The sequence below is a fragment of the Pseudomonas sp. GW821-FHT09C08 genome, from assembly GCF_059418125.1.
The window spans coordinates 102980-127651 of sequence record NZ_JBWKPG010000002.1 but is presented as its reverse complement, the minus strand read 5'-3'; the positions used below and the strand labels follow the sequence as shown (position 1 = coordinate 127651).

The following is a 24672-nucleotide window of genomic DNA, read 5'->3' as shown; positions in this document are numbered from 1 at the left end:
GAGGTCAGTCCAGCGGGCGTTTGGTGCGCATCAGCTTGACGTACAAGCCTTCGACTTTTTCCCGCGCCCACGGCGTCTTGCGCAGGAAGGTCAGGCTCGACTTGATGCTCGGGTCGCTCTTGAAGCAGCGGATATCAATGCGCTCGGCCAGGCCTTCCCATTCGTAATGTTCCACCAGGGTGGTGAGGACGTGCTGCAGGGTCACGCCGTGGAGTGGGTCGTTGCTTGTCGCGGTCATGCCGGGCCTTTTGCAATAAGAGGAAATACAGCCGCGCACCTTAGCCGACGGGGCGTACCGGTGGAAGCACTGCATTGAATATAGCCCTTGGGAGAAAGTTCCCCTTTTCAGCGAAAAAAGAGATGTTATATTGTAACGATACTTATCAAAAGTAAGCCGTTCGATACCGTCTGCAGCCTTCTCTTTTTTGCCGTTTTGCCAAGGAATGTCCGATGTCCCTCTCCTCCCTGTGGCGCTTGACCCCGCTTGCCGCCGCCCTGTTGATCTGCTCCGAAGCCCACGCCCTGGAACTGCAACCCCAAGTCATCACCGGCAACCCGCTGGGCAGCGAGCAACTCGCCTCGCCGACCACCGTGCTGGAAGGCGATGACCTGACCCTGCAGCAAAAAGGCAGCCTCGGCGAAACCCTGAACAAGCAGCCCGGCGTGTCGTCTTCGTACTTCGGGCCGGGCGCCAGCCGGCCGATCATCCGTGGCCAGGACGGTGACCGCATCCGCATCCTGCGCAACGGCGTGGGCGCGCTGGATGCCTCGTCGCTGTCCTACGACCACGCGGTGCCACTGGACCCGGTCAACGTCGACCGCATCGAAATTGTGCGCGGTCCGGCAGCGCTGCTGTACGGCGGCAGCGCCATCGGCGGCGTGGTCAACACCTTCGACAACCGCATTCCCACCGAAGCCATCGAAGGCATCCACGGTGCCGGTGAATTGCGCTACGGCGGCGCCGACACCACGCGTAGCAGCGCCGGCAAGCTGGAAGCCGGCAACGGCACCTTCGCCTTGCACCTGGATGCGAATGCGCGGGAATTCAACGACCTGAAAATCCCCGGCCAGGCACGCAGTCGCCACGCCCCGGAAACCGATGACGCCCCCGGCAAGAACGGCCGCCTGGGCAACAGCGACGGACGCCAGGACGGCGGCGCGGTGGGCGGTTCCTACACCTGGGATGACGGTTACGCCGGGCTGTCCTACAGCAGCTACGACGCCAACTACGGCTCCCCCGCCGAGCAGGACGTGCGCATCCGCATGAAGCAGGATCACTACGCATTCGCCTCCGAAGTCCGCAACCTGCAAGGCCCGTTCACCTCGGTGAAAGTCGACGCGGGCTACACCGACTACGAGCACCGCGAAATCGAAGGCGGCGAGACCGGCACGATCTTCAAGAACAAGGGTTATGAGGCACGGGTTGAAGCCCGTCACCAGCCACTTGGCCCGCTCGACGGGGTGGTCGGCGCACAGGTCACCCGCAACGAGTTCTCCGCCCTCGGTGAAGAAGCGTTCGTGCCGCAGACCGACACCACGGCCGGCGCGCTGTTTATCCTCGAAGAAATGCAGGCCACCGAGCGCTTGAAACTCAGCCTCGGCGGGCGCCTGGAACACACCAGCGTCGACCCGGACGCCAAGGGCAACGAGCGCTTTGCCGGCGCCGACAAAAGCAATGACTTCACCGCCGGCAGCCTGTCGTCGGGTGCGGTGTACACCCTCACGCCGATCTGGTCGGTGGCCGCGACCCTCGGCTACACCGAGCGCGCGCCGACGTTCTACGAGCTGTACGCCAACGGTGCGCATGTCGCCACCGGTACCTATGAGCTGGGCAACGCCAACCTGAAGAAAGAAAAAGCCGTGTCCAGCGACCTGGCCCTGCGTTTCGACAACGGCACCCACAAGGGCAGCTTCGGCGTGTTCTACAGCCACTTCTCCAATTACATCGGCTTGCTGGGCACCGGTCGTACGCTGAACGATGAAGGCGAAGAAGACGCCGGCGGTATCCCTGAGTACGAATATTCCGGCGTACGTGCGCGATTTGCCGGCTTTGAAGCCCAGGACCACTGGAAACTCGGAGAAAGCGCCTACGGCAAGTTCGCCCTGGAGCTGTCGGGCGACTACACCCGCGCCACCAACCTCGACACCGGCGAAGCCTTGCCGCGCATTGCGCCGCTGCGCTTGAACAGCGGCCTGCTGTGGGAACTCGACCGCTGGCAGGCACGTATCGATGTGGAACACGCCGCCGGCCAGGGCCGGGTACCGAATAACGAGAGCGGCACCGACGGCTACACCACGCTGGGCGCGAGCGCAGGCTATCGCTTCAACGTCGGCGGCAGCCAATGGCTGGCGTTTGTGAACGGCGAAAACCTCACCAACCAGACCGTGCGCTACGCCAGCTCGATCCTGCGTGACATCGCGCCGGCACCGGGCAGAAGTGTGCAATTGGGTATCCGCACCACCTTCTAACCCACGCCTGTAGGCGCCGACTCGCCGGCGATGGCAGCCTCACGGGCCCATCGCCGGCAAGCCGGCGCCTACACTTTTTGCAGCGACGTTCTGTCACTGTTACCAAATCGGAAATGATGCATCTTGCGATTTGTGCTTTCTCTTGGTGCACCAGCACTTTATCCTTGCCGCAACAAACTGAAACGTTTCACTCCCGCGGTCGATCCCATTTTGCCGAATTGCCCTCTCCTCGAAGACAGCGCTGTCTTGCACCGACCTGCGCCTGAAGGTCTATCGCCCGCCTGTGGATAACCGCCTGTCCCCAGAAAAACCGAATTAACGCTGAACCAAGCCCGCGCCGAATCGTCATCTACAGTGAAGCACGGGGTTACATAATTCCAACGTAACGGAGAAACACACTATGAGCACTGATGGTGCTTCAAGCCCAAGCCGCCTGCTGCCCAGGCTGCTGGGGATCTTGCTGCTGATCATGGGGCTGGCCTTGCTGGCCGGCGGCGTCAAGCTGAGCATGCTCGGCGGGTCGCTGTACTACCTGCTGGCCGGTATCGGCATCGCCCTGACCGGCGTGTTGCTGCTGGCTACCCGCCGCGCCGCGCTGGGCTTGTACGCACTGGTGTTGTTCGCCAGTACCGTATGGGCCTTGTGGGAAGTCGGCCTGGACTGGTGGCAGTTGGTGCCGCGCCTGGCACTGCTGTTTGCCCTGGGCATCGTCCTGCTGCTCCCGTGGTTTCGCCGTCCGTTGCTGCGTGGCCAGCCTGCCCCGCTGGGCACTGGCGCGCTGAGCGTGGCCGTGGTGCTGGCCGGTGCTGCCGCCCTCGCCAGCCAATTCACCAACCCGGGTGAGATGGTCAAGACCGGCCAACTGGACCGCGACGCGGTACCTGGCATGGCCAGTTCTGCGCCGGCCCAGGCCGATGGCGACTGGAACTCCTACGGCCGTTCGGCCCATGGTGATCGCTACTCGCCGCTGGCGCAGATCACCCCGGAGAACGCGCACAAGCTGGTCCCGGCGTGGACCTTCCGCACCGGCGACATTCCTGGTGCTGGCGATCCGGGTGAAACCACCGCGGAAAACACCCCGCTGAAAGTCAACGGCATGCTCTACGTGTGCACGCCGCACAGCCAGGTGATCGCGCTGGACCCGGACACCGGCAAGGAAATCTGGCGTTTCGACCCGAAGATCAGCACCGAAGGTGCCGAGAACTTCAAGGGCTGGGCGCACATGACCTGCCGTGGCGTGTCGTATCACGATGACGCCGTCTATGCCTCCGAGCAGAGCCCTACCGGCAGCGCCAGCCCGGCCGCCGCGCCGAATGCCTGCCCGAAACGCATCTTCGTACCGACCGCCGACACCCGTCTGATCGCCCTGAACGCCGACACCGGCAAGATGTGCGAAGACTTCGGCGACAAAGGCCAGGTCGACCTGCGTGCCAATATCGGCAGCTTCGCCCCCGGCGGTTACTACTCCACCTCGCCACCGGCCGTGACCAAGAACCTCGTGGTGATCGGCGGTCACGTGACCGACAACGTCTCCACCGACGAGCCTAGCGGCGTGATCCGCGCGTTCGACGTGCACACCGGCAAGCTGGTGTGGAACTGGGACAGCGGCAACCCGGACGACACTACCCCGTTGGCCGAAGGCAAGACCTACACCCGCAACTCGCCGAACATGTGGTCCATGTTCAGTGTGGATGAAAAACTCGGCATGCTCTACCTGCCGATGGGCAACCAGATGCCCGACCAATACGGCGGCGACCGTACCGAAGATTCGGAAAAATACAGCGCCGGCCTGACCGCCCTGGACATCGACAGCGGCCACGTGAAGTGGACCTTCCAGTTCACCCACCACGACCTGTGGGACATGGACGTGGGCGGCCAGCCTTCGCTGATCGACATCAAGACCGAAGCCGGCGTGAAGCAGGCAGTGATGGCGTCGACCAAGCAAGGCAGCATCTACGTGCTCGACCGTGCTACCGGCCAGCCGGTGGTGCCGATCCACGAAGTCGCCGTGCCGCAAGGCGCTGTTGCTGGCGACCACACCTCGCCGACCCAGCCGAAGTCCGAGCTGAACTTCATGCCACCGCCCCTCAAGGAGCGTGACATGTGGGGCGTGACGCCGTTCGACCAGCTGCTGTGCCGCATCGATTTCAAATCCATGCGCTACGACGGCCCGTTCACGCCGCCTTCGCTGCAAGGCTCGATCGTTTACCCAGGCAACTTCGGCGTGTTCGACTGGGGTGGCATTTCCGTCGACCCGGTACGCCAGATCGCCTTCGTCAACCCGAGCTACATGGCGTTCAAATCCAAGCTGATCCCGGCGGCCGATATCGCCAAGCAAGGTCCGCGCGTGAGTGAAACCGAAGGCGTGCAGCCGAACAAAGGCGCGCCGTACGGCGTGATCCTCGAAGCACTGCTGTCGCCTCTGGGCCTGCCGTGCCAGGCTCCGGCGTGGGGTTATGTGGCGGCGGTCGACCTGACCAACCACCAAACCATCTGGATGCACAAAAACGGTACCGTGCGTGACAGCTCGCCGGTTCCAATCCCCCTGACCATGGGCGTACCAAGCCTGGGCGGCACCTTCACCACCGCCGGTGGCGTAGCGTTCCTCAGCGGTACCCTCGACCAGTACCTGCGTGCCTATGACGTGAAAAACGGCAAGCAGCTGTGGGAAGGCCGCCTGCCTGCAGGCGCGCAGACCACACCGATGACCTACACCGGCAAGGACGGCAAGCAATACGTGCTGGTCATGGCTGGCGGTCACGGCTCGCTGGGCACCAAGCAGGGTGACTACGTGATGGCGTTCAAACTGCCGGATTAAGCACCACCGGCGGTACAAAAAAGGCGGCTACCCCCAGGGGTAGCCGCCTTTTTATTGCGCCTGATTAAACCGGAGTGCGCTCGCGGCGCATCCACATCTCGAAGGCCATGGCGTTGAGGGGACGGCTGATCAGGTAGCCCTGGGCCGTGTCGCAATTCCACAGTTTGAGCAGCTTGAGACTGGGCTCGAACTCGACCCCTTCGGCCACCACCTTGAGCCCCAGGTTGTGGCTCATCTCGATGGTGGAACGGACGATCACGCCGTCGCCGCTGGTGCTGTCGAGGTTGCGCACGAAGGACTGGTCGATCTTCAACTCCTGCACCGGCAGCCGTTGCAGCTGGGCGAGGGAAGAATAGCCGGTGCCGAAGTCATCCACCGAGAGGCTGATACCGCAACCACGCAATTGCTCCAGCACGCTCAGAGCCTGCTGCGGGTTATGCATGATCGCGCTTTCGGTGATCTCGAAAAGCAGCTGCTGGGCCGACACGCCGTAGTGCATCAGCAAGGTGGTGACGCGGATCGCCAGGCCATCATCGGCCAGATCATCCACCGAGATATTCACCGATAATTGAATATGCAGCCCACGCTGCGCCCACTCGCCGACCTGGCGGATGGCTTCTTCGATCACCCATTGCGTGAGGCCGCCCATGCTGCCGGTGCGCTCGGCCAGGGGGATGAATTCGGCGGGCGAGACCAGCCCCAGGCTCGGATGCTGCCAGCGCAGCAGGGCTTCGGCCTGGCGTACATAGCCGTGCTTGAGGTCGAGTTTGGGCTGGTAGCACAGGTACAACTCGCCTTCGACGGCCGCCCGGCGCAGGTCGCGGATCAAGGTGATCTGGCGCTGGTGGGCAAGATCGCGGTCCTGCTGGTAGATCTGCAGGTAGCCCGGCAGCGCCGCCGCATCATGGCGAGCGATGGCGGCGCGGCTGATCAGCTCTTCGACCTGCTGGCCGTCGGCAGGGTAGGCAGCGATACCGATGCTGACTTCGTGGCGCAGTTCGTCATTGCCGATGCGCTGGGGTTCGGTGAGCAACGCGTAGAGGCGGTCGGCGCGGGCCACGGCGCGGTCGATCTCGGTGTTCTCCAGCAACAACAGGAACTCGCTGCCGGTGATGCGTGCCGCCGTGTCGCTGGCCAACAGGCTCATGGACAGGCAGCGGCTGGCTTCGCGGAGCATCTCCTCGACGCCCTCGGGACCGAAGCCTTCGTTGATCACCCGGTAGTTCTCGATGCCCAGGTACAACAACACCACCGGCCGCCGCGCGCTGATCGCGCTGCCCAGGCGCTCCATGGCCAAGGCCCGATTGGGCAGGCCGGTGAGCGGATCATGCAGGGCGTTATGCGCCAGTTGCCGTTCGCGCACGGCGATCCCGCTTTGCATGGCGTTGAAGGCGCGCGCCAGGAGGCCGAACTCGTCATGACCGCGCACCCGCACCGGCGTGCGGTAATCGCCGGCACCGATCCGCCCCGCCGCCTCGACCAGCGCATTCAGCGGGCGCGACACGCGACGCGCGAGGAACAGCGCGCCGGCCAACGACACCAGCAGCACCGCCAGGGCAATCCCGAGGAACTGCCGGTCCAGCGGCGCGAAGGATTCCAGCGCATGGTCCAGCGGGCTTTGCAGCAGGACCCGCACTTCATTGCCGTCACCGGTATTGGCCAGCGGCAGTACCTGGCTGAGCACGCGCTGGCCGTAGAACAGGTGGATCTGCGGCTCGGGGTCGATAGGCGCTTCGCGCAGCAAGCTGAAAGTGGAGGCCTGGTACGCATCGGGCTGGGTGCTGAACAGCGGACCCGGCTTGCCCTCCTGCACGCTGAGGAACGACACCTCCAGGTTGCTCATGGACCGCAGCTCATTGGCGAACAGCTTGTCCATGGGAAAACCCATCACCACCCGTGCGATGGGCAACGGGTCGAGCACTTCCTCCTGCACCAGCAGGTATGGCCGGCCGTCCATGGCCACGATCAACATCTGCAGGCCGCTGCGCCGCGCGAGGCGCAGGGCGTTGTTATAGGGGAACACCTGGCCGCGCGACAGGACGGGCAAGGTGCTGACCATGACCTTGCCATCCAGGCCCAGCACAAACACTTCGCTGGAACGAATACCGGTGCCATGACGCCGCAGGGCGGCGAGGATCGGCACGGTCTGGCCCTCGGCCACGGCTTGTTTGAACGGGCCGTCGACGGTCAGCCAGTCAAGGCCGTATTGCAGGCGACGGCCGCGCAGGTCCAGCAGGCGTTCGAACACCTGGCTGCCGGTCTTGAGTTGGACTTGCGCCTGGTTTTCCACGGCGCGGGACGTCGCGGTCTTGACCGCGAAATAAGTGGCTGCGACGACCACCAGCAGCAACAGCGCCAACACCCCCGCAATGCGGGTTTGAAAGGTGTGGCGCCAGCTCATTGCAGTGCCCGCTGGCTGCCTTCGCCGTTCTCTGCCACTCGGTCCCTTTGTCATATGCTTTCCTGGCAACTGCTGACTGGCGTCAAAAAAATATCCATTTTGCATGAATATTTGGTTTGAGCAGATTAGCTGGGGAAAAGCATAAGCGCACTCAATAAATACGGGGATTTCACAGTCATTTTATTGGCGACACGCGCTTGACCGGCGCTCAGCCGCGCGCCCGCATAAAGTCCCCCCAACGCCGCACCAGGTAGTTGTGCTCATCCATGACCGAGTTCCACACCGCGATATGCCCCATGCGTTGCTCGTAGGAGCCGCCATCGCGCACCTCGCCGATATCAATCAGCGGCAAGCCGTCGCTGCCCAGCAACTCCTCCCGCGCAGGCTTGCCGGCATACCAGTAATCCCATTCGGCGCTGCTCAGGTGATCACGCGTGCGCGCGGGGTTGCCGATGTAGTAACCCTGGCGCGCCATCACCGCCCCGGGCCAGCCGGACAGCCACCAATTGAGATAGGCATACGCCGCATCCAGCACCGGCCCCTGGGCATGGCGCGACAACGACAAGCCGCCGAACCAGGCGCGATAGCCTTCGCGCGGCACCGCCAGGCGGTATTTCACCCCGGCGCGGTGCAGGCGCATCAAGGTCGGTGACCACAGGCTCTGGATATCGATGCTCGGGCTGAGCATCAATTGCGCCGCCTCCTCGTCATCGGACCAGAACGCCGCAAAGTGCCCTTCCTTCTGTTTGCGCACCAGAATGTCGGCCAACACATCGATCTCTTCGATGCTCATGTTGCCGATGTCCTTGAAGTTGGCCAGCCCCGCGCCCTGCACCGCCAGCGCGGCGTCCAGCGCGCCGATGGCGGCGTCACTCTGCAGCGCCGTGCGTGCGCGCCACGCCGGATCGAGCAACCAGCCCCAGCTTTCATTGCCGTGGCAAAAACCCTCGGGCAAGCGTTCGGGGCGGTAGGCAAAACTGTCGGCGTTGTGGGTCAGCGGCAACATGCTGATGCGCTCGGTGACGGTGCTGCCGAGGCTGCCGTCGTGCTGCACGAATAGGCGCTCGCTGGGCACGCTGCCGCTGCCCAGGCGGTCGTTCGGCGACAGGCGCCCGCGCTTGGGCAAGTCGTTGATCTCGTGCCACAGCGCCAGGCGTCGCGTGTCGATGGGCTGGATCGCGCGGGCCGGCCACACGAAGTCGACGTTGTGAAACCACTGGTCGTAGAGGTCGTAGCTGTCGGGTTGCATCACCGCGATACGCTGGGCCTGTTCGACGTCGTGCACCTGGTACACCAGGCGGATGCCCAGCTCCTGTTCGGCGCGCACGCGCAGGCATTCGAGCAGGGTCACCGAGGTGCCGAGAACGCGCAATGTGATCATGCGGCGAACCGTCGCGAGAACACGTCGAAGGAGCGCCGCAGCAGCGCGGGGTCGAGCCCGCGCAGGATAAACACCAGGCGCGACTGGCGGTCGCTGCCCGGCCACGCGGGCAAGTGCACCGGGGCGTGCAGGCAATGCTGCACGCCATGAATGACGATGGGGGCGTTACTGGCGTTCACGTTGAGCAGCCCTTTGACGCGGAGGATTCGTTCGCCATGGCATCTTAACAGCATCGACAACCACACCCCGAAACCCACCCAGTCCAGCGGCTGGTCGAAGGTCAGGCTGCACACCTGCGCGGCGCCGTGGGTGACGTTGGTGGCTTGATGCAGTTGCCAGCGGCTGACTTCCACGGCGGGCTCGGCGCTGCGCAGGCCTTCGCCGAGCAGCAGTTGATCGCCGCTGAGAATCGCCTGTGTATCGAGGATCGGCGTACCGGCGTTCAGCCCCTGCAGGTGCGCACGCAGCGCCGCGCAATCAGGCACCAGGTCGGTCTTGCTCAGCAACAGTCGATCCGCCGCCGCGACCTGGGCCAGCCATTCCGGGTGCAGGCGTTCCTGCAGCGCGGCGTGACTGGCGTCGACCAGGGTGATCACCAGGCCGATATGAAAACGCCCGCGCAATTGCACGTCGTTGTTCAAGGTCGCGAGGATCGGCGCCGGATCGGCCAGGCCGGTGGTTTCCAGGATCACCCGCTTGAACGCAGGAATCTCACCGCGCTCGCGGCGTTGCAACAGGCCAAGCAGCGCGTCTTTCAGTTCGCCGCGGATCGAGCAGCAAATACAGCCGCTGGGCAGCAACACGGTATTGGGCGCCACTTCTTCCACCAGCAGATGGTCGATGCCGACGTCGCCGAATTCGTTGATCAGCAACGCGGTATCGCCCAGGCTTTCGTGCTGCAGCAGGCGCTTGAGCAAGGTGGTCTTGCCACTGCCGAGGAAGCCGGTGATCACATTTAGAGCGATGCTCATTTTCTTCTTACCTCATGACGCCTGCAGGTCCAGGTGATCGAGCAAGTGCGGATCGAGCGGGTCCAGCGGGCGGCCGAGCATGGTTTCAGCGGCCTGCCAGAGTTGATCCAGGCCGCTCGCCAACGCCTGTTTGCCGGTGGCGCCCAGCAGCAGGTAGGACGCGCCCTGGAAGTCTTCGACCTTGAGCCGGAACACCGCCAGCACCTGGTTGATGGCGGCGATACGGCGCAGGCGTTCGCGGCGCCTGGGCAGTTCGTCGCCCAGGGGGTCGCTCCAGTGCAGGTCTTCGCCGAGCAGTCCGCAGAGTCCGCACATGCCTACACCCCGCTCATGGCATGACATCGCCGGAATTGGGGCCCAGGGTCTGGCCGACGAACAGGTTGCCACCCGGCTCGCTGGCCAGCAGCACGGCGGTGGGCGCGACTTCATCCGCCAGGCCGAAGCGGCCCAGGGGCAGTTCGGCAGCCTTGGCGCGTTTCCAGTCGGCACTGATGCCGCCCACCAGCGGCGTTTCGATAGGGCCCGGCGCGATGGCGTTGACCAGCACATTGTCCTTGGCGACTTCCAGCGCGAGGGACTTGGTAAAGCCGATCACCCCGGCCTTGGCGGCGGCGTAGTGGGTCAGCTCCGCACCGCCCTTGATGCCCAGTTGCGAGGCGACGTTGATGATCCGCCCCCAGCGCTGCGCGAGCATATGCGGCAGGGCGCGCTGGCTGGCGACGAACACACTGGTGAGGTCGACACGCAGCATGTCATTCCACATTTCGAGGGAGAGGTCGACGCAGCGCGCCTGGGTGAGCATGCCGGCATTGTTGACCAGGATATCGATGCCGCCGAAATGCTCGACGCAGCGGTCGACACTGGCCTGGGCGCCTTCGACCGTGCCGACATCGGCCAGGCACTCGACCACTTCGGCGCCCAGGTTGCGGCAGGTGATCGCGGTTTCAGCCAGGCTGGCGGCGTTGCGGTCGGACAGCAGCAGGCGTGCGCCTTCGACGGCATAGGCGCGCGCGATGGCGGCCCCGATGCCGCTGCCGGCGCCGGTGATGACGGCGCGGCGGTGAGTGAGTTGGGGCATGGTGAACTCCTTGAATAATCGAGCGGCGAACGCGGTTAAATATGGCAGCGGCTTGCTCGCGAAAGTGGTGTGTCAGTCGATGCATGCAGAACGGATCCACCGCATTCTTGAGCAAGCCCGCTCCCGCATTTGACGTGCATCAGGCTTGAATCCGCATCAGTCCGGCCAGCGCACGGTCAGGCCACCGTCGATGACGATGCTCTGCCCGGTCAAATAACTCGATGCCTCACTGGTCAGGAACTGCACCAGCGACGCCACTTCATCCGCCCGCCCTACCCGGCCCAGCGGGATTGCGCGCGCCGCTTTCGCCAAGCCTTCCGGCCCCAGCGAATTTTTCGCATCCAGCGACTGCGGCGTCTCGATCAACCCGGGAATCACCGCGTTGCAGCGAATGCCCTTGGGCGCCAACTCCACCGCCAGCGACCGGCACAGCCCCGGCACACCGGCCTTGGCCGCCGCGTAGTGACTGTGCTCCTGCCAGCCATACACGCCGCCGGCAATCGACGAAATCGCCACCAGCGCGCCGCCCTCGTGCATATGCCGGGTCGCCGCGCGGAAGGTGCGCATCACCCCCGTCAGGTCGACATTGAGCATTTCGTCCCACAGCGTATCGGTCATCTCCAGCAACGGCGCGCGGCGCAGCAGACCCGCGTTGGCCACTGCGTAATCGAGGCGGCCAAAATGTTGCACGGCCTGCTCGGCCAGGGCGTCCACCGAGGCGCTGGCGCCCACGTCCAGTGGCAGCATCAGGCACTCGCCGCCGGCCGCTTCCACCAGGGCCACAGTGGCGTGCGGGTCATGGGGATCGGCGGGGTAATACCCGCCGACCACCGCCACGCCGTTGCGCGCATAGGCCACAGCGAGGGCTTGGCCGATGCCGCTGGCGGCACCGGTAATCAAGGCAACTTTACGGCTCATCAAACACTCCTTACTGAACGGTTTCCGGACGCACGTGGCGTGCGGCAAACATCAGGGCACCGGACAAAAAGCACGGCAGTGCACCGAACCACAGCGCGGCGGTCTGCCAGTCGCTGCCGGCGGACAACACCTGGGTCGCGCCAAAACCTGCGACCACCGCGCCGATCGGGCCCATGGCATGGATGATCGCGCCACCGGTGGCGCGGATGCTGGTGGGGAAACTTTCGCTGATGAAGAACAGCGCTGCCGAGTACGGACCGATCAGGAAGAACAGGCCCAGGCTGTAAAGCCCGACGACCATCGCCATGTTGCTCGGGCCAAACAGCATGCCGGCGAACGACAGCCCACCGAGCATCCAGCCCAGGCCGATCACGTTGCGGCGGCCGATCTTGTCGCCCATCCAACCGTGGCTGAGGTAGCCGCAGTAACCCACCAGGTTCGACAGTACGAGAATGATCAGCGAGTTCTCGAACGAGATGTGGTGCACGCTGACGATCACCGAAGTCCCCAGCACGCTGAACACCTGGATCGCCGCCCAGTTGAGCAGCAGCGCGGCGCCGATCACCAGCGTGGCGCGGCGCGCCGGGCCACGGAAGGCCGCCTTGAGGCCGGCCTTGCTGTGTTCGTCGTAGTCCACGCCGTAGGTCGCGGCGACGTTCTGCGCGTCCTTCACCGCGCCGCTTTTACGCAGCTCGCTGATGCGTTGGTGGATCTGAAACTGCGGGCTCTCCTTGAGCTTGCGCGCCATGATCGCGATCACGATCGCCGGGATCGCGGCGAAGATGAAGCAGCCCTGCCAGCCAATGACCGGCAGCAACAGCGCGGTCAACCCGGCGGCGATCAACGCACCGACCGGCCAGCCGCCCTGCACCAGGCTATAGATGAACCCGCGGCGCTTGGTCAGGCGCGGGTCTTCGGAGGCGCCATACAGCTCGCTCAAGTAGGTCGCGTTGACGGTTTCCTCGGCATAGCCCAGGCCGCCCAGCGACCGGATCAGAATCAGCGGCGACTTGCCCCACGCCCCGCCAATCGCGGTGAGTGCCGAGCAGAGTGCCGAACCGGCCACGGTGAAGATGATGCCTTTGCGCCGACCCAACTTATCCACGACCGGGCCAATGGCAAACGCGACCACCGCCGTGCCCACCGCCACCCAGGTCGCGATTTCAGCTTGCTCCACTTCACCCCAGCCAAAGTGCCGGCCGATCTCCGGCAGCAACGTGCCGAACAGGATGAAGTCATACACCGCAAACACCCAGGCGAAAAACGCGATCCAGGTGGCGAAGCGCACTTCCTGGGACGTCAGTTGCCGGGGTTTCCAGCCAGTCAGGTCAAGCTTGTTGTAGATGGACATGGGGCGCGCCTCAAGGATTTGACCGGCAGGCGCCGGCAAGCCGGCTCCTGCAGGGTGGGGTTCAGGTACGGGGTTGGCGGCGAATGAAGTCGTCGGCGATTTCGTCGAAGGTGACGAAGCGCACGCCGGCATGGCTCTGGATGTGCTCGATCAGGCGCTCCAGCATCAACAGCACTTGCGGGCGGCCGGACACGTCGGGGTGGATGGTCATGGTGAACACCGCGTGTTCGTGCTCGCGGTAGACCCAGTCGAACTGGTCGCGCCACATTTCCTCGAGGTGACGCGGGTTGACGAAGCCGTGGCTGTTCGGGGCTTTCTTGATGAACATCATCGGCGGCAGGTCATCGAGGTACCAGTTGGCCGGGATCTCCACCAGGTCGGTTTCTTCGCCGCGCACCAGGGGCTTCATCCAGGTATCGGGGTGCTGGCTGTAGTCGATCTTGGTCCAGGTGTCGCCCTTGCGCACGTAGTAGGGATGGAAGTCGTTGTGCATCAGGCTGTGGTCGTACTTGATGCCTTTTTTCAGCAGCAGCTCGTTGGTCACCTTGCTGAATTCCCACCACGGCGCGACGTAGCCGGTGGGCCGCTTGCCGGTGACCTGGGTGATCAGCTCGATGGACTTGTCGAGGACGATTTCTTCCTGCTCGGCGGTCATCGCGATCGGGTTTTCGTGGCTGTAGCCGTGCACGCCGATTTCGTGGCCGGCGTCGGCCACGGCCTTCATCTGCTCGGGGAAGGTTTCCATCGAGTGGCCGGGGATGAACCAGGTGGTGCGCAGGCCGTAGCGTTCGAACAGTTTGAGCAGGCGCGGCGCGCCGACTTCCCCGGCGAACAGGCCGCGGGAGATGTCATCGGGCGAGTCTTCGCCGCCGTAGGAACCGAGCCAGCCGGCGACGGCGTCGACGTCGACGCCAAATGCACAGAGGATGTCTTTAGCCATGGTGTGTCTCCTTAAAAAGTCAGGGCGGTTTCGACCGACAAAGCGGCCCGCAGCAGGCGTGCGTCTTCGCCGCTGGGGGCGCTGAGCAGCAGGCCGGTGGGTAATCCCAGGGCGTCGCGGCCGCTGGGCAGGCTCACGCCGGGCATGTCGAGCAAACTGCCGGGCATGGTCAGGCGCAGGGTGGCGAGGTTGGTGCTGACAAACAGCGCGTCGTCGGCTTCCAGCGGTGCCAGGGCCGGGGCGACATGCGCAACGGTGGGGGTGATCAGCACGGCGCCGTCGAGGTCGTCGATGAGTTGCTGTTGCAGGCGGCGGCGGGCATCGGTGAGGGCGATCAGTTGGCTGGCCGGCAACGCGCGCGCGGCTTCGAGGCGGCGGCGTACGCGGGGGTCGAGTTGCTCGGCGTCGGCGCTGTCGAGCAACGCCTGGTGCAGGGCGAAGGCTTCGAAGGCGCCGAGCCAGCCTTGGTGCTTGATCAGCTCCAGCGTGGCCTGGAACGTGGGCGAGGGGCGCAACTCGACCCGCGCACCGGCGGCCTTGAGTTGGTCCACCGCGCGCAGCAGGTTGTTGTGCACGGCGGGTTCAATGCCTTCCAGGGCGCCTTGCTCCAGCACAAAGTGCTGGCCCTTGAGGCTTCGCGCGACATGGGTTTGCCGGCGGCCGTGGAGCAGGTCGTCGATGGCCAGCGCATCGCGCACGCTGCGGGTCAGCGGGCCAAGGCTGTCGAGGGTGTGAGCCAGGGGAAACACGCCGTCGCGGCTATAGCGTCGGCTGCTGCTGCGGTAGCCCACCAGGCCATTGAATGCCGAGGGGATGCGGATCGAACCGGCGGTGTCGGTGCCCATCGCGATGGGCACAATGTCGGCGGCGACGGCCACCGCCGAGCCGGACGATGAGCCACCCGGGATACGTGGCTGGTCAGTGCCGTGCGGGTTGTGCGGGGTGCCGAAGTGCGGATTGAGGCCGAGCCCGGAATAGGCCAGCTCGCTGAGGTTGGCCTTGCCGACGCTGACCATCCCCGCGCGGCACAGCAGCCCTACGCTGGGCGCATCGAGCAAGGCGGCAGGCGCGTTGCGCCGGTAGGCGGCACCGGCAGTGGTGACGCTGCCGGCCACGTCATAGAGGTCCTTCCAGGCCAAGGGCACGCCATCCAACCCACTCAATGGCTGGCCGGCCCGCCAGCGCGCGGCGGCAGCTTCGGCTTCACGGCGGGCGCGCTCGGTGGTCAGGCTGATAAATACCGCCGGTACCTGGCTGGCCTTGTCGAGTGCCTGCTCAAGGGCTTGCACCGGGTCGTTGCGACCGCTGGCGAAATCCTCGGCCATCGAAGTGGCGTCTGACATCAAGATGACCCTCACAAAACGTACATATTAATAAAATGTACATTTTACAAAGGCAGGTTTCGTGCCAGTCTGTGAACGCGCCCAACGTGCAGATCAGATGTTCGCGTCAGGATCCACGGGATAGATGCTCCTGGGTCTGGAAAAAAAAGCGTGCAAGACGTCCAGCGCAGGGTTTAAAAGAAATAATGTATCTTTTATGAATAAGTACATTTTGGTGCAGAAAAGTAACATTCCCGCTGTCCAGGCCCCAAAAAAGTGCCACCGATGTGGCGCAGAGTGACAGGCGCATCTATGAGAGAATCCCCGGCCACCGTCCTACATCCTCTTGAGAAAGCAATGAAAGCAGTGTCCGCCTCGGCCTCCCGTTACGCGATGATTCATCAGCTGTTGCGTGATGCGATCGTCAACGGCACCGCGCGCCACGGGCTGGTCCTGCTGGAGGCACCGCTGGCCGAACTGTTCGGCACCAGCCGCGTACCGGTGCGCAAGGCCCTGGACCTGCTGCACGCGGAAGGGCTGATTTGCCGCTTCAACGGCCGCGGCTACCTGATCAACCCCGACGGCCTGGCCATGGAGCCGCTGCGCTTGCCGCTGAGCCATGCGCACCTGGGCCTGAATGGCGAGGATGAGTTGGTGGATACCCGACCGCTGGGCGAGCGGATCGTCGAGGAGATCGGCGCGGCGCTGTCCACCTGCATCGCCTTCGGCCACTACCGCCTGGACGAACAGGCCGCCGCCGACCACTACGGCGTCAGCCGCGCGGTGGTGCGCGAAGCGCTGATGCGCCTGCGCGACCGGGGCCTGGTGGAAAAAGAGCCGTACTCGCAGTGGCTGGCGGGGCCGCTGACCGCGCGGGAAGTCACCGAAGACTACGAACTGCGTGCCTGCCTGGAGCCCGAAGCCCTGCGCCAGAGCGCACCGAACCTGGACCGCGAGCTGCTCGAAGCCATGTTGCAACGCGTGCTGGACGCCCAGGACAGCCCCCATTGCAGCCTGGAAGCCATCGAACAGATCGAAGAGGATTTGCACCAGCGCTGCCTGGCCGGCCTGCAGAATCGCAAGATCGCCGCGTTGATTCGCCAGGGCCAGAGCCCGATGATCATCAGCCGGATTTTCTACCGTTTGCTGGGGATCGGCGCCGATCCAGCCATGCTTGCCGAACATCGCCTGATTCTGGAGTTGTTGCTGCACGGTGCCGTCGACGCGGCCGCGCTGAACCTGCGCGAGCACCTGCAACGGGCCCGGCAGCGAATGTTGCAGCGCTTGAAAGTGTTGTCGGTGCTGCCGGAACAACCACTGCCCGCCTATCTCCACAAAATCAGCTGAGCCCTGCAGGAGCCGGCTTGCTGGCGCCTACGGGTTTCGAAAATATCATGCAATATGTTGCTATCTCACGCCCGCCATTGAAACCACCACTGCCCTGCCCCATCTAACCTGCATACTTCCTTATGCAGGTGCCCCATGAGCGACCAGCAAGAATTCCCGGACATCGACCTCAACGATTACGCCGATCCCGAAAACGCTGAACACGCAGCTTCATCCAATACCGGCCTTGCCCTGCCTGGGCAAAACCTGCCGGACAAGGTCTACATCATTCCGATCCACAATCGGCCGTTCTTCCCGGCGCAAGTGCTGCCGGTGATCGTCAATGAAGAACCGTGGGCGGAAACCCTGGAGCTGGTGAGCAAATCCGATCACCACTCGCTTGCCCTGTTTTTCATGGACACGCCGCCCGAAGATCCCCGGCATTTCGACACCTCCAGCCTGCCGCTGTACGGCACCCTGGTGAAGGTGCACCACGCCAGCCGCGAGAACGGCAAACTGCAATTCGTCGCCCAGGGCCTGACCCGCGTGCGGATTCGCACCTGGCTCAAGCACCACCGCCCACCGTACCTGGTGGAAGTCGAATACCCGCACCAGCCCAGCGAGCCGACCGACGAGGTCAAGGCCTACGGCATGGCGCTGATCAATGCGATCAAGGAACTGCTGCCGCTCAACCCGCTGTACAGCGAAGAGCTGAAGAACTACCTCAACCGCTTCAGCCCCAACGACCCGTCGCCGCTGACCGACTTCGCTGCCGCCCTCACCTCGGCCACCGGCAACGAGCTGCAGGAAGTGCTGGACTGCGTGCCCATGCTCAAGCGCATGGAAAAAGTCCTGCCGATGCTGCGCAAGGAAGTCGAAGTCGCGCGCCTGCAAAAAGAACTCTCCGCCGAAGTGAACCGCAAGATCGGCGAGCACCAGCGCGAGTTCTTCCTCAAGGAACAGCTCAAGGTCATCCAGCAGGAGCTGGGCCTGACCAAGGACGACCGCAGCGCGGACGTCGAGCAATTCGAGCAACGCCTGGAAGGCAAAGTGTTGCCGGCCCAGGCGAAAAAACGCATTGATGAAGAACTCAACAAACTGTCGATCCTGGAAACTGGCTCGCCGGAGTACGCGGTCACCCGCAACTACCTCGACTGGGCCACCTCGGTGCCGTGGGGGGTGTATGGCGAGGACAAGCTCGACCTCAAGCACGCGCGCAAGGTGCTGGATAAACACCATGCGGGGCTGGACGACATCAAGAGCCGCATCCTCGAGTTCCTCGCGGTGGGCGCTTATAAAGGCGAAGTCGCCGGTTCCATCGTGCTGCTGGTGGGCCCGCCGGGCGTGGGCAAGACCAGCGTCGGCAAATCCATCGCCGAGTCACTGGGCCGGCCGTTCTACCGTTTCAGCGTCGGCGGCATGCGCGACGAGGCCGAGATCAAGGGCCATCGCCGCACCTACATCGGCGCCCTGCCGGGCAAGCTGGTGCAGGCGCTCAAAGATGTGGAAGTGATGAACCCGGTGATCATGCTCGACGAGATCGACAAGATGGGCCAGAGCTTCCAGGGCGACCCGGCGTCGGCATTGCTGGAGACCCTCGACCCTGAGCAGAACGTCGAATTCCTCGACCACTACCTGGACCTGCGCCTGGACCTGTCCAAGGTGCTGTTCGTGTGCACCGCCAATACCCTGGATTCCATCCCCGGCCCGCTGCTGGACCGGATGGAAGTGATTCGCCTGTCCGGCTATATCACTGAAGAAAAAGTCGCCATCGCCAAGCGTCACCTGTGGCCCAAACAGCTGGAAAAAGCCGGCGTGTCGAAAAACAGCCTGAGCATCAGCGACGGCGCCCTGCGCGCGTTGATCGACGGCTACGCGCGGGAAGCCGGTGTGCGTCAGCTGGAGAAACAGCTGGGCAAACTGGTGCGCAAAGCCGTGGTCAAGCTGCTGGATGAGCCCGACTCGGTGATCAAGATCGGCAACAAGGACCTGGAAAGCTCCCTGGGTATTCCCGTGTTCCGCAACGAGCAAGTGCTGTCCGGCACCGGGGTAATCACCGGCCTGGCCTGGACCAGCATGGGCGGCGCCACGCTACCGATCGAGGCGACGCGCATCCACACGCTCAACCGTGGTTTCAAGCTCACCGGGCAGTTGGGTGAGGTGATGAAGGAGTCTGCCGAAATCGCCTACAGCTACATCAGCTCCAACCTGAAGTCGTTTGGCGGTGATCCGAAGTTCTTCGACGAGGCCTTCGTGCACCTGCACGTGCCGGAAGGCGCCACGCCCAAAGACGGCCCGAGCGCCGGGGTGACCATGGCCAGCGCGTTGCTGTCGCTGGCGCGCAACCAGCCGCCGAAAAAAGGCGTGGCGATGACCGGTGAATTGACGCTGACCGGGCATGTCCTGCCGATTGGCGGGGTGCGCGAGAAGGTGATTGCGGCGCGACGCCAGAAGATTCACGAGCTGATCCTGCCGGAGCCAAACCGTGGCAGCTTCGAGGAGTTGCCGGACTACCTGAAGGAAGGCATGACCGTGCACTTTGCCAAGCGCTTTGCCGACGTGGCGAAGGTGCTCTTCTGATAGCTCACTAGCCCGAGTGCCCCGAGTGGCCCGAGTGCCCCCCCTGTGGTGAGCAGGCTTGCCCTGCGTTGGGCTGCGTAGCAGCCCCTCTTGAATAGACCCCATTCTTTCCGAAAGAATGGGGTCGTCAGTTCTGGGTCTGCTCCACAGCCCAACGCAGGGCACTCTGCGGTCCTCTTGTCACACCTTGTCTCATCTTCGGTTATGCTCGCCCTTCGTCGCTAATCAACGGAGCCTCCATGACCGCTGCCCGCCTGCTGCTTCCCCTGAGCCTTGCCCTGCTGGCCGCCTGCGCCAGTGCCCCCAAGCAAAACGTCACCGTGGAAGATCAGGGCGCCTGCCCGCTCCAGCTCAAGTCCGGGCAGAATCTGATCCTGACCCTGCCCAGCAACCCCACCACCGGTTACCGCTGGGCCATTCAGGATTCGGCCGGCGGCGTATTGCGCGCGCTGAGCCCCGAGGTCTACAGCAGCACGGAATCCGGCGTGATTGGTGGCGGCGGCCAGTCCACCTGGCGCTTCCAGGCCTTTGCGGCCGGCCAGGGACGTTTGCGCCTGACCTCCCAGCAACCCTGGGAGCCGGAAGCCGAACCCGCCGAAACCTTCGACTGCGCCATTACGGTGAACTGATATGCCATGGCTGATTCTTGCGTTGATGGGCGCCGGCACCTTTATCTACGGCCTGACCACCCACGCCACCCTGTTGTGCCTGTTGGTCAAACCGCTGCCGGTACTCGCGCTGCTGGGCTGGCTGCATGACGCGCCGCCCACCGACTATCGACGCTGGATCAGCCTGGGGCTGATTTTCTCGCTGGTCGGCGATGTGCTGCTGGCGTGGCCGGGCGACTTGTTCATCTTCGGCCTCGGCGCGTTCCTGTTCGCGCACCTGGCGTATCTGAAAGCCTACTTCAGCGATTGCCGCCGCTTGGCGCTGCTGCCATTGGTATTGGCGCTGGGCGTGGGCGCGATCCTGCTGAGCATCCTGATTTCCCACGGCCTGGGCGACCTGCTGATTCCGGTGGTGGTGTACGCGACGGTGATCAGCGCCATGCTCTGGCGCGCGTTGGCACGGCTGGGCAGTGACGTGCCGAAACGCTCGGCGCTGCTGGCGGCGGCCGGTGCGGTGTCGTTTGTGTTTTCCGACACGCTGATCGGCATCAATCGGTTTGTGCTGTCGTTCGAGGCAGCGCCGTATCTGTTGATCGTCACTTACTGGCTTGGCCAGTGGGGTATCACGGCCTCTGCTTTCCATCAGACAACCCGCGCATCCGAGGGCCAAGTTGGCTAAAATGCCGGCCTTTCCCCAATCGTCGCCGGAACAGCCGTGAGCAAAGAACCCGATCGCCTATTCGCCCAGCCCCTGCCCCAGGTGCCGGACTTCGCCTTTAACGAGGACGTGGTGCGGGTGTTCCCGGACATGATCAAGCGCTCGGTGCCGGGTTATCCGACCATCGTCGAGAACCTCGGCGTGCTCGCGGCGCAGTTCGCCCAGCCCAACAGTGTGCTGTATGACCTGGGGTCATCCCTTGGCGCGGTCACCCAAGCGTTGCGCCGCCATGTGCGCACCGACGGTTGCCGGGTGATCGCTGTGGATAACTCGGCGGCCATGGTCGAGCGCTGCCGCGAATACCTGAATGGCCAGGACTCGATGTTCCAGGAGCTGTTGCCGGTCGAGGTGGTTGAAGGCGATATCCTCGCGCTGCAATTTGCACCGGCCTCGGTGGTGGCGCTGAACTTCACCCTGCAATTTATCGCCCCCGAGGAGCGCCTGGCGCTGCTCGGCCGCATCCGCCAGTCGCTGTTGCCGGGCGGTGCGTTGATCCTGTCGGAAAAGCTGCGCTTCAATGACCTTGAAGAACACGCGCTGCTCACCGATCTGCACATCGCGTTCAAACGCGCCAATGGCTACAGCGAACTGGAAATCGCCCAGAAGCGCAGCGCCATCGAAAACGTCATGAAGCCCGACAGCCTCGAAGAACACCGCGAACGCCTGCTGGCGGCCGGGTTCTCGAAAGTCGTGCCGTGGTTCCAGTGTCTTAACTTTGCCTCGTTGATTGCCTTGCCATGATTGATCTGTCTCCCCTCGCCCGCCATCTGGTCGGCACCCCCCTGGCCGTGTGGGCCCAGGGCCTGCAAGCGCAACTCGATAGCAAGATGGAAAAAGGTCATGGCGACCTCGAGCGCTGGCAGAGTGCGTTGGATGCGTTGCCTGCCATCCAGCCCAGCGAAGTGGATTTGCTCAACGGCCTGACCCTGGACACCGACTGCAACGATGCCACTCGCGCGCAAATGCACACCGCGCTGATGGGCCTGAGCCCGTGGCGCAAGGGGCCGTTCCACCTGTTCGGCGTGCATGTGGACACCGAGTGGCGTTCGGACTGGAAATGGTCGCGCGTGGCGCCGCACCTGGACCTCAAGGGCAAGCGCATCCTCGACGTCGGCTGCGGCAACGGCTACTACATGTGGCGCATGCTCGGCGCCGGCGCCGACAGCGTGATTGGCGTGGACCCCAACTGGCTGTTCTTCTGTCAGTTCCAGGCCGTGCAGCGCTATTTGTCCGCGCCGAATGCCTGGCACCTGCCATTCCCGTTCGAAGACCTGCCGCCCAATCTGGAAGGCTTTGACACCGTGTTTTCCATGGGTGTGTTCTACCACCGTCGCTCGCCGATCGAGCATTTGCTGGCGCTGAAGGACACCCTGGTCAAGGGCGGCGAACTGGCGCTGGAAACCTTGGTGGTCGAAGGCGACCAGCAGCAAGTGCTGATGCCGGAGGACCGCTACGCGCAGATGCGCAACGTATGGTTCCTGCCGTCGGTGCCGGCGCTGATGCTGTGGCTGCGCCGCGCCGGCTTCAGTGAGGTGCGTTGTGTGGACGTGAGCGTGACGACGGTCGAGGAACAACGCGGGACGGAGTGGATGAAGTATCAGTCGCTGAGCGACTTCCTCGATCCGCAGGATCACAGCAAGACGATCGAAGGGCTGCCGGCGCCGATGCGCGCCGTCATCATCGCCAAGAAATAAACCCCATCGCCCTGGATAAATGCAGATCAAAAGGTGGGAGCGGGCTTTCTCGCGAAAGCACTGGTTCAGCTATGCAGAGGGTGGCTGACCCATCGCTTTCGCGAGCAAGCCCGCTCCCACATTGGTTTTCAGTGTTGTTTAAACCGCTGGTTTTGCGCGGCGCGCCTTGAAGAATTCGCTCAAGACAGTCCCACACTCCTCAGCCAGCACCCCGCCTTCAAACAGCACGCGATGATTGAGAAAGCCCTGGGTAAAGAACTGCCCCTGGCTTTGCACGATCCCGGCCTTGGGTTCCAGCGCGCCGTACACCACCCGCGCCACCCGCGAATGCACGATCAGGCCGGCGCACATGCTGCACGGTTCGAGGGTCACATACAGCGTGCTGCCGACCAGGCGATAGTTGCTGATCGCTTGCGCGGCGGCGCGGATCGCGACCATTTCGGCATGGGCACTGGGGTCGTTGCCACTGATCGGGCAGTTGAAGCCGCGACCGATGATTTCGCCGTCCTGCACCAGCACTGCGCCCACCGGCACCTCGCCCAGCGCAGCACCTTGGGCCGCCAGGGCCAGGGCTTCGCGCATGAAGTCCTGGTCGCGGCTGCGGTCGATGATCGCCGTGGGCCGAAACTGGCGCATCACGCCACCTCGATGGCGGCCATCAGGCCGGTTTCCATGTGGTCGATCACGTGGCAGTGGAACATCCACACCCCCGGGTTATCCGCTACCAACGCCACGCGCGCGCGCTCGTTCTTGCCCAACAGGTAAGTGTCGGTGAAGTACGGGATCACCTTGTGGCGGTTCGAGGCGATCACCTTGAAGCTCATGCCATGCAGGTGGATCGGGTGCTGGTACTGGGTCATGTTCTTCAATTCGAAAATGTAGCTCTTGCCCTTTTCCAGCTTGGCAATCGGGCGGTCGGCACAGGTCTTGTCGGTGATGTCCCAGGCCTTGCCGTTGATCTGCCACAGGCTCGGCGGCTTACCGTTGTCGACGTCGACGGAAACCGAGCCGACCCATTCGAAATTGAAGTTGAGTTTCTCGGCGTTGGCCAGGTCGGGCTCGGCAATCGGGTTGGCTGGCAAAGCGGGCGGCCACTCGGTGGGAGCGTCGTTATTGGCGACGGAACGGAACGTGCCGAGGCGCACCGGCCCGTTGCGGATCGACAGCTCTTCACCCGCCGCTGGCGCCTTGATCGCCAGGCAGATGCGCATGCCCGGGCCCAGCCAGTATTCCTTGCCCAACGGCCGCGGTTCGACCGGGTTGCCGTCCAACGCGTAGATCTGCGCTTCAACCTCGGGAATATTGAGGCGATACGTCAGGGTGTTGTCGAGGTTGAGCAGGCGCACGCGGGTGATCTGCCCGGCCGGCAAATCGATCACCGCCTGGGACACGCCATTGATCGTCGACAGGCGCCCGGCGGTCCCGCCACGCGCCGCTTCACGCGGGATGCTGAAGGCAACAAAGGCGCCCTCTTCGTCCACGTGCCAGCTTTTCAGGCTGAGGGTGCGTTCGTGTTTGAAACCGGTGGGCTCGCGCTCTTCGATGATCAGCGGACCGACCAGGCCACGGCCGAGTTCTTCGCTGCTGTTGACGTGGGGGTGATACCAGTAGCTGCCGGCGTCGGGTACGCGGAATTTGTAGTCGAAGTATTCGCCAGGCAGTACCGGCAGTTGCGAGACGTAGGGCACGCCGTCCATTTCCAGCGGCAGGCGGATGCCGTGCCAGTGAATGGTGGTGGCGACCGGCAGGTGGTTGATAAAGCGCACCCGCAGCCATTCACCCTGGCGCACCCGCAACTCGGTGCCCGGCGCCGACGGGCCGAACGCCCAGGCTTCGGTCTTGTGTCCTGGCACCAACTCCACGTCGAGCGGCGCGGCGATCAGTTCGTAATCGTGCCCCGCTTCGGCCTCGGCGACTTTCCCCAGCCAGTAGCGATAGGCGCCACCGGCACCGACGCCCACAACGGCCAGGCCTGCAAGACCACCCAGGATTTGTCGACGGGAAAAGGATCGGGACACAACAACCTCACGAATCTGCTGCAGGCCAGAGGCCCGCAAAAGGCAGATACGATACACCTGCATCGGCTAAACAGTAAGG

At 63.9% G+C, this 24672-nt stretch carries 20 protein-coding genes; 8 read left to right on the top strand and 12 right to left on the bottom strand.

Annotated features, from left to right (window positions below; translation table 11 throughout):
• Positions 1-4 precede the first annotated feature (4 nt).
• On the bottom strand, positions 5-238 hold the full coding sequence (locus AC07OJ_RS07190; protein WP_012722427.1) for a VF530 family protein: 234 nt from the start codon (positions 236-238) through the stop codon (positions 5-7).
• Between the two features lie 212 nt (positions 239-450).
• On the opposite strand from AC07OJ_RS07190, the gene AC07OJ_RS07185 reads away from it, so the two are divergent.
• Both AC07OJ_RS07185 and AC07OJ_RS07180 read left to right on the top strand, forming a co-directional pair.
• Entirely contained in the window at positions 451-2469 is a 2019-nt protein-coding gene (locus tag AC07OJ_RS07185) for a TonB-dependent receptor (RefSeq protein WP_201143598.1), read from the top strand.
• 400 nt (positions 2470-2869) lie between these two features.
• Complete coding sequence (locus tag AC07OJ_RS07180) at positions 2870-5287, top strand: glucose/quinate/shikimate family membrane-bound PQQ-dependent dehydrogenase (RefSeq protein WP_065906886.1); 2418 nt, start codon at positions 2870-2872, stop codon at positions 5285-5287.
• Between the two features lie 64 nt (positions 5288-5351).
• Here AC07OJ_RS07180 and AC07OJ_RS07175 read toward each other — a convergent pair whose 3' ends face one another.
• The 9 genes from AC07OJ_RS07175 to AC07OJ_RS07135 form a co-directional block, all read right to left on the bottom strand.
• Positions 5352-7688, bottom strand: a complete 2337-nt coding sequence (locus AC07OJ_RS07175) for a putative bifunctional diguanylate cyclase/phosphodiesterase (protein WP_495094299.1) — start codon at positions 7686-7688, stop codon at positions 5352-5354.
• 208 nt (positions 7689-7896) lie between these two features.
• A complete protein-coding gene (locus AC07OJ_RS07170; protein ID WP_106805057.1) occupies positions 7897-9069 on the bottom strand; it encodes an ABC transporter substrate-binding protein in 1173 nt (390 codons plus the stop codon).
• The gene (locus AC07OJ_RS07165; RefSeq protein ID WP_495094298.1) at positions 9066-10040 is read right to left on the bottom strand and encodes a CobW family GTP-binding protein; all 975 of its coding nucleotides are present in this window, start codon (positions 10038-10040) and stop codon (positions 9066-9068) included. Before AC07OJ_RS07165 ends, AC07OJ_RS07170 begins: the two co-directional genes overlap by 4 nt.
• A gap of 12 nt (positions 10041-10052) precedes the next feature.
• Positions 10053-10355, bottom strand: a complete 303-nt coding sequence (locus AC07OJ_RS07160; RefSeq protein ID WP_106805059.1) for a hypothetical protein — start codon at positions 10353-10355, stop codon at positions 10053-10055.
• A gap of 13 nt (positions 10356-10368) precedes the next feature.
• The gene (locus tag AC07OJ_RS07155) at positions 10369-11118 is read right to left on the bottom strand and encodes an SDR family NAD(P)-dependent oxidoreductase (RefSeq protein WP_120447706.1); all 750 of its coding nucleotides are present in this window, start codon (positions 11116-11118) and stop codon (positions 10369-10371) included.
• A gap of 156 nt (positions 11119-11274) precedes the next feature.
• Positions 11275-12036 (bottom strand): SDR family NAD(P)-dependent oxidoreductase, encoded by a 762-nt coding sequence (locus AC07OJ_RS07150; protein ID WP_495094297.1) that lies wholly within the window; start codon positions 12034-12036, stop codon positions 11275-11277.
• A gap of 10 nt (positions 12037-12046) precedes the next feature.
• Entirely contained in the window at positions 12047-13387 is a 1341-nt protein-coding gene (locus AC07OJ_RS07145) for an MFS transporter (RefSeq protein WP_065906903.1), read from the bottom strand.
• A gap of 61 nt (positions 13388-13448) precedes the next feature.
• Positions 13449-14327, bottom strand: a complete 879-nt coding sequence (locus AC07OJ_RS07140) for a polysaccharide deacetylase family protein (protein WP_065906905.1) — start codon at positions 14325-14327, stop codon at positions 13449-13451.
• A gap of 11 nt (positions 14328-14338) precedes the next feature.
• Positions 14339-15670, bottom strand: a complete 1332-nt coding sequence (locus tag AC07OJ_RS07135) for an amidase (RefSeq protein ID WP_495094296.1) — start codon at positions 15668-15670, stop codon at positions 14339-14341.
• Positions 15671-16006: 336 nt separating this feature from the next.
• Here AC07OJ_RS07135 and AC07OJ_RS07130 point away from each other — a divergent pair, with 336 nt between their 5' ends.
• The 6 genes from AC07OJ_RS07130 to cmoB all read left to right on the top strand — a co-directional run bounded on the left by AC07OJ_RS07130 (position 16007) and on the right by cmoB (position 22575).
• On the top strand, positions 16007-16996 hold the full coding sequence (locus AC07OJ_RS07130; RefSeq protein ID WP_213552953.1) for a GntR family transcriptional regulator: 990 nt from the start codon (positions 16007-16009) through the stop codon (positions 16994-16996).
• 135 nt (positions 16997-17131) lie between these two features.
• Entirely contained in the window at positions 17132-19555 is a 2424-nt protein-coding gene (gene lon / locus AC07OJ_RS07125) for an endopeptidase La (RefSeq protein ID WP_065906917.1), read from the top strand.
• A gap of 239 nt (positions 19556-19794) precedes the next feature.
• Entirely contained in the window at positions 19795-20184 is a 390-nt protein-coding gene (locus AC07OJ_RS07120) for a protease inhibitor I42 family protein (protein ID WP_120447704.1), read from the top strand.
• A gap of 1 nt (position 20185) precedes the next feature.
• A complete protein-coding gene (locus tag AC07OJ_RS07115) occupies positions 20186-20842 on the top strand; it encodes a lysoplasmalogenase (protein WP_120447703.1) in 657 nt (218 codons plus the stop codon).
• A 36-nt stretch (positions 20843-20878) separates the two neighbouring features.
• Positions 20879-21622 (top strand): carboxy-S-adenosyl-L-methionine synthase CmoA, encoded by a 744-nt coding sequence (gene cmoA, locus AC07OJ_RS07110; protein ID WP_065906921.1) that lies wholly within the window; start codon positions 20879-20881, stop codon positions 21620-21622.
• On the top strand, positions 21619-22575 hold the full coding sequence (gene cmoB / locus AC07OJ_RS07105; protein ID WP_495094295.1) for a tRNA 5-methoxyuridine(34)/uridine 5-oxyacetic acid(34) synthase CmoB: 957 nt from the start codon (positions 21619-21621) through the stop codon (positions 22573-22575). The genes cmoA and cmoB overlap by 4 nt, the downstream gene beginning before the upstream one ends.
• A 138-nt stretch (positions 22576-22713) precedes the next feature.
• On the opposite strand, the gene tadA is transcribed toward cmoB, so the two are convergent.
• Complete coding sequence (gene tadA / locus AC07OJ_RS07100) at positions 22714-23211, bottom strand: tRNA adenosine(34) deaminase TadA (protein ID WP_106805065.1); 498 nt, start codon at positions 23209-23211, stop codon at positions 22714-22716.
• Positions 23211-24593 carry a multicopper oxidase family protein gene (locus tag AC07OJ_RS07095; protein ID WP_106805718.1) on the bottom strand — a complete coding sequence of 461 codons (1383 nt, stop codon included), beginning with the start codon at positions 24591-24593 and terminating at the stop codon, positions 23211-23213. The genes tadA and AC07OJ_RS07095 overlap by 1 nt, the downstream gene beginning before the upstream one ends.
• Positions 24594-24672 lie beyond the last annotated feature (79 nt).